Source organism: Microbacterium sp. 13-71-7, from assembly GCF_002257455.1.
Taxonomy (GTDB): domain Bacteria; phylum Actinomycetota; class Actinomycetes; order Actinomycetales; family Microbacteriaceae; genus Microbacterium.
The window spans coordinates 1-5,359 of sequence record NZ_NCKN01000252.1 but is presented as its reverse complement, the minus strand read 5'-3'; the positions used below and the strand labels follow the sequence as shown (position 1 = coordinate 5,359).

The window sequence follows — 5,359 nt, the reverse complement described above, 5'->3', positions numbered from 1 at the left end:
GCGAGGCGAAGGCCTGCGAGTGGCAGGCCGCGGCCAACGGCATGGTGGGCCTCGAGTCCGCACTGCGGGTCGTGCACCAGTCGATGGTGCAGACCGGCCTGCTGGACTGGACCGATGTCGCCCGCGTCATGAGCTCCGCTCCCGCGCGGATCGGATCCCTCCCCGGCCACGGCACGCCGATCGCGGCAGGCCAGCCGGCCGAGTTCACGCTGTACGACGCGGACGCGGTCGGCGTCTTCGCCGAGTCGGATCTGCACGGTCAGAGCACGAACTCGCCGTACCTCGGCCGCGATCTGCCCGGCAAGGTCCTCTGGACGGTCCACCACGGGTACACGACGCTCGAGGACGGCGTGCTCGCCGAGCGGGGGGCGCGCTCGTGAACCAGCAGATCGCCGGAACAGTCGTCCTCGCGGTCGCCGTGCTGCTGATCCTCGGCGGCGTGCTCGCCTGGCGCGCGCGCCTGCGTCGGGACTCCGGTCTCACCGCGCCGCTCGGGGTGCCGGAGCACGCCGAGGTGCGCGCCCGCTACGAGACCCTGTACGTCGCGACGACCAAGCACGACCACTCGCTCGAGCGCCTCGCCGTCCGGCCGCTCGTGTACCGCGCCCGCGGCGAGCTCGCCATCACCGACCGCGGCGCGGCGCTGAGCCTCGACGGCTCGCCGACCGTGTTCCTCGCGTCGACGCGGCTGGTCGGCGCGGACCGGGCCACGGTCACGATCGACCGTGTCGTCGAGCCGGGCGGTCTCATCCGCCTCGCCTGGCGCACGGACGACGGGACCGTCGTCGACAGCTATCTCCGCGTCACCGGCGACATCGGCAACACCGATGCCTCCGGCGCCGCGCTCACCGACCTCCAGCGACTCATCAGCTCGCAGCGCCCCGACGCTGCCTCCGAGACAGGAGAATCCGCATGACCACGTCCCCCTCCACGAATCAGGGCCACGACTCCGCCGTGCTCGTCCTCGAGGACGGCACGCGCCACGTCGGGCGCGCCTACGGCGCCCGCGGCACCACCCTGGGCGAGGTCGTCTTCGCGACCGGCATGTCCGGCTACCAGGAGACCCTCACCGACCCGTCCTACGCGGGACAGATCGTGCTGCAGACCGCGCCGCACATCGGCAACACCGGGATGAACGACGAGGACCCCGAGTCCCGACGCATCTGGGTCGCCGGGTACATCGTGCGCGACCCCTCGCGCGTCGTGTCGAACTGGCGCGCGAACGCATCGCTCGACGAGACCCTCGTGCGCGACGGCATCGTCGGCATCAGCGGCATCGACACGCGGGCCGTGACCCGCCACATCCGCTCGGCCGGATCCATGCGCGGCGGCATCTTCTCCGGTGCGGATGCCGCGCTGGACGCCGACGAGCAGCTGCGCCGTGTGAACGAGGCGCCGGAGATGGCCGGTCAGAACCTCTCCGCCGCGGTCTCCGTCTCCTCCGCGCAGGTCACGCCGGCGACGGGGGAGCGGATCGGCAACCTCGCCGTGCTCGACCTCGGCGTCAAGCAGTCCACGCTCGACAACCTCGCCGCGCGCGGGTTCGACGTGCACGTCCTGCCGCAGTCCTCCACGTTCGCCGACATCGCGGCCATCGAGCCGGTCGCCGTCTTCTACTCGAACGGCCCCGGCGACCCCTCCGCGTCCGACGCGCAGGTCGCGGTGCTCCGCGAGGTGCTGGACGCGGGTCTGCCGTACTTCGGGATCTGCTTCGGCAACCAGCTGTTCGGCCGCGCGCTCGGGCTCGGCACCTACAAGCTCACGTTCGGCCACCGCGGCATCAACCAGCCGGTGCTCGACAAGGCCACCGGCCGGGTCGAGATCACCGCGCACAACCACGGCTTCGCGGTCGAGGCGCCCATCGAGGGCTCCTTCGACAGCCCGCACGGCTACGGCAAGGTCGAGGTCAGCCACGTCGGCCTCAACGACCAGGTGGTCGAGGGGCTCCGCGCCCTCGACATCCCGGCGTTCTCGGTGCAGTACCACCCCGAGGCCGCCGCCGGCCCGCACGATGCCAACTACCTCTTCGACAGGTTCGCAGAGCTGGTCCGCCAGGACCAGGCCGCCCGGTTGCTGAGCGAGGAGCGCAGCGACGAGACGAAGCACGCGACGACGACTTCCACGAAGGACAGCAAGTAATGCCCAAGCGCGACGACATCCACTCCGTCCTCGTCATCGGATCCGGCCCGATCGTCATCGGTCAGGCCTGCGAGTTCGACTACTCCGGCACCCAGGCCTGCCGCGTCCTGCGCGAGGACGGCGTCCGCGTCATCCTCGTGAACTCCAACCCCGCCACGATCATGACCGACCCCGACTTCGCGGACGCGACGTACATCGAGCCGATCACCCCCGAGGTCATCGAGACGATCATCGCCAAGGAGAAGCCGGACGCGATCCTGCCGACCCTGGGCGGCCAGACGGCGCTCAACGCCGCCATGGCGCTGCACGAGCGCGGAATCCTGGAGAAGTACGGCGTCGAGCTGATCGGCGCGAAGGTCGACGCGATCCAGAAGGGCGAGGACCGTCAGATCTTCAAGCAGCTCGTGCTCGACGCGGGAGCCGATGTCGCCGCGTCCGTGATCTGCCACACGATGGACGAGCTGCTCGAAGGCGCCGAGAAGCTCGGCTACCCGCTGGTCGTGCGCCCGTCCTTCACGATGGGCGGACTCGGATCCGGTTTCGCCTACGACGAGAAGGACCTCCGCCGCATCGGCGGCGCCGGCCTGCACGACTCGCCGACCACCGAGGTGCTCCTGGAGGAGTCGATCCTCGGCTGGAAGGAGTACGAGCTCGAGCTCATGCGCGACACCGCCGACAACACGGTCGTCGTCTGCTCGATCGAGAACGTCGACCCGGTCGGCGTGCACACCGGCGACTCGATCACGGTCGCCCCTGCGCTCACGCTCACCGACCGCGAGTACCAGAACCTGCGCGACATCGGGATCGACATCATCCGCGCCGTCGGTGTGGACACCGGCGGCTGCAACATCCAGTTCGCCGTGAACCCGGAGAACGGCCGCGTCATCGTCATCGAGATGAACCCGCGCGTGTCCCGCTCCTCGGCGCTCGCATCGAAGGCGACCGGCTTCCCGATCGCGAAGCTCGCGGCCAAGCTCGCCCTCGGCTACCGCCTGGACGAGATCCCGAACGACATCACCGGCGTGACCCCTGCGAGCTTCGAGCCCACGCTCGACTACGTCGTGGTCAAGGCGCCGCGGTTCGCGTTCGAGAAGTTCCCCGCCGCGGACGCCACGCTCACCACGACCATGAAGTCGGTCGGCGAGGCGATGGCGATCGGGCGCAACTACACGACCGCGCTGCAGAAGGCGCTCCGCTCGCTCGAGAAGCGCGGATCCTCGTTCCACTGGGGTCCGGAGAGCCGCAGCGTCGAGGAGCTCCTGGAGATCTCGAAGACGCCCACCGACGGCAGGATCGTCGTGCTGCAGCAGGCGCTGCGCAAGGGCGCGACGATCGAGCAGGCTTTCGAGGCCACCGCGATCGACCCCTGGTTCATCGACCAGATGGTGCTGATCAACGAGGTCGCCGAGCAGATCCGCACGGCCCCGGAGCTCGATGCGGACACGATCCGGCTCGGCAAGGACCACGGCTTCTCCGACGCGCAGTTCGCCGAGCTCCGCGGTGTGAGCGAGGCCGAGGTTCGGGGAGTCAGGCACGGGCTCGGCATCCGCCCGGTCTACAAGACCGTCGACACCTGCGCGGGGGAGTTCCCCGCGCTCACGCCGTATCACTACTCCAGCTACGACAGCGAGACCGAGGTCACGCCGTCCGAGCGCACCAAGGTCGTCATCATCGGTTCCGGTCCGAACCGTATCGGCCAGGGCGTCGAGTTCGACTACTCCTGCGTGCACGCCTCCTTCGCGCTCTCGGACGCCGGTTTCGAGACCGTGATGGTCAACTGCAACCCGGAGACCGTGTCCACCGACTACGACACCTCCGACCGGCTCTACTTCGAGCCGCTCACCCTCGAGGACGTGCTCGAGGTGCTGCACGCCGAGGCGCAGAGCGGCACGATCCTCGGCGTCGTCTGCCAGCTCGGCGGACAGACTCCGCTGGGGCTCGCGAAGGGCATCGAGGCGGCCGGCTACACGGTGCTGGGCACGAGCCCCGAGGCGATCGACCTCGCCGAGGAACGCGAGCTGTTCTCGCGCCTGCTCGACGAGGCCGGCCTGGTCGCCCCGCGCAACGGCACGGCGATCGACGTGGACGGCGCCGTCGCGGTGGCCGAGGAGATCGGCTACCCGGTGCTGGTGCGCCCGAGCTTCGTGCTCGGCGGGCGCGGCATGGAGATCGTCTACGACACCCCGGCGCTGCGCGACTACTTCGTGCGCACGGCGGGCGAGGTCATCATCGAGGAGGGCAAGCCCCTGCTGGTCGACCGCTTCCTCGACGACGCGATCGAGATCGACGTGGACGCCCTGTACGACGGGACCGAGCTCTACATCGGCGGCGTCATGGAGCACCTGGAGGAGGCCGGAATCCACTCCGGAGACTCGAGCTGCACCCTGCCGCCGGTCTCGCTCGGCCGCACCGACATCGACCGGGTGCGCGAGGCGACCCTCGCGATCGCCGAGGGCGTGGGCGTGCGGGGTCTGCTGAACGTGCAGTTCGCGATCAGCGCCGGCGTGCTCTACGTCATCGAGGCGAACCCGCGGGCCAGCCGCACCGTGCCCTTCGTGTCGAAGGCGCTGGGGATCCCGCTCGCGAAGGCCGCGAGCCGCATCCTGTCCGGAACCACGATCGCCGCGCTCAAGGACGAAGGGCTGCTGCCGGAGAACGACGGATCGCGCGTGCCGCTGGGCTCGCCGGTCTCCGTCAAGGAGGCCGTGCTGCCGTTCAAGCGGTTCCGCACCGCCGACGGCCGCATCGTCGACTCCGTGCTCGGCCCCGAGATGCGCTCGACCGGCGAGGTCATGGGCATCGACCGTGACTTCCCGACCGCTTTCGCGAAGAGCCAGGCCGCGGCCTACGGCGGAACGCCGACGTCCGGCACCGTGTTCATCTCGGTCGCCGATGCCGACAAGCGCGCCGTCATCCTGCCCGCGCACCGGCTGCACCAGCTCGGCTTCACGATCGTCGCGACCACGGGCACCGCGGAGATCCTCTCGCGCAACGGCATCCCGGTGACCGTCGTCGAGAAGTACAGCGAGACCCAGGCGAGCGGCGAGACGAACATCGTCGACCTGATCGACCAGGGCGCGATCGACATCATCGTGAACACGCCGTCCGGCGGCGCCGCGCGCGCCGACGGCTACGAGATCCGCGCGGCCGCGGTCGCTGCGGACAAGGCGCTGTTCACCACGATCGCGACGCTCGGCGCCGCCGTGAGCGGGATGGACGC

At 70.1% G+C, this 5,359-nt stretch carries 3 protein-coding genes and 1 pseudogene; all 4 read left to right on the top strand.

Translation table 11 applies throughout. The features are described from left to right. Positions 1-380: pseudogene (locus B7X32_RS17955) on the top strand (dihydroorotase); the annotation flags it as partial. Continuing rightward, positions 377-916, top strand: a complete 540-nt coding sequence (locus B7X32_RS17950) for a hypothetical protein (RefSeq protein ID WP_292722742.1) — start codon at positions 377-379, stop codon at positions 914-916. The pseudogene B7X32_RS17955 and the gene B7X32_RS17950, both read left to right, overlap by 4 nt. After that, the gene (gene carA, locus B7X32_RS17945) at positions 913-2,139 is read left to right on the top strand and encodes a glutamine-hydrolyzing carbamoyl-phosphate synthase small subunit (RefSeq protein WP_292722739.1); all 1,227 of its coding nucleotides are present in this window, start codon (positions 913-915) and stop codon (positions 2,137-2,139) included. The genes B7X32_RS17950 and carA overlap by 4 nt, the downstream gene beginning before the upstream one ends. Beyond that, positions 2,139-5,359, top strand: a 3,221-nt coding sequence (gene carB / locus B7X32_RS17940; protein ID WP_292722737.1) for a carbamoyl-phosphate synthase large subunit, incomplete at its 3' end; no start/stop codon positions are given. The genes carA and carB, both read left to right, overlap by 1 nt.